Source organism: Oleiphilus sp. HI0125 (assembly GCF_001635355.1).
Window position 1 is genome coordinate 1 of sequence record NZ_LWGF01000970.1, and the last position, 608, is coordinate 608.

Annotated in this window: 1 pseudogene; it reads left to right on the forward strand. The window is 43.9% G+C overall.

Features of this window, described 5'->3' with window-relative positions:
* Positions 1-306: 306 nt before the first annotated feature.
* Positions 307-608: pseudogene (locus tag A3762_RS16520) on the forward strand (glutamyl-tRNA reductase); the annotation flags it as partial.

Genomic DNA, 608 nt, shown 5'->3' on the forward strand with positions numbered 1-608 from the left:
AAAGTCTTGGTAAGTGCCGTCTTCTTCTGCTGAATTGGAGTTAACCTCTGCGTCAGTCGGGGCTGTGTTTTGTGTGTTGAGAAGGCTCGCACAACCACTAAGAGTGATGAGCGCGCTTAAAACAAATGCGAAGCGAAATGAATTCAAAGGTGTCTCTTTTATCGTTACTAGATGAGGCATAAACGCCGTTATGATGACATACCGCTTAATACTGTCAATGTTGTCGATAAGACATTGTGTAATTCGCATGGAATATTTCTCACGCTCTTTGTAAAATAGGGATTTAATTCTCAAATTCTGTAATCAATGTCCATCCTTGCCTTCGGCATAAATCATAAAACAGCTCCAATAGAGTTAAGGGAGAAAGTTGCTTTCGACCCTTTGGCGCTTATGGATGCCTTGTCGTCTTTCGTCGCGCAGCATCAGGTGAGCGAGGGCGTTATTTTGTCTACGTGTAACCGGACGGAGATATATTGTTCGGTTGATGGCGGTTATGGAAAACGTGATGTTTCAGATTGGCTCGCGAAATTTCACCGCCTTAATGTCGACCTTATTGAGCGAAATTGCTTCTGTTATGGCAACGACGATGCAGTGCGACACGTTATGCG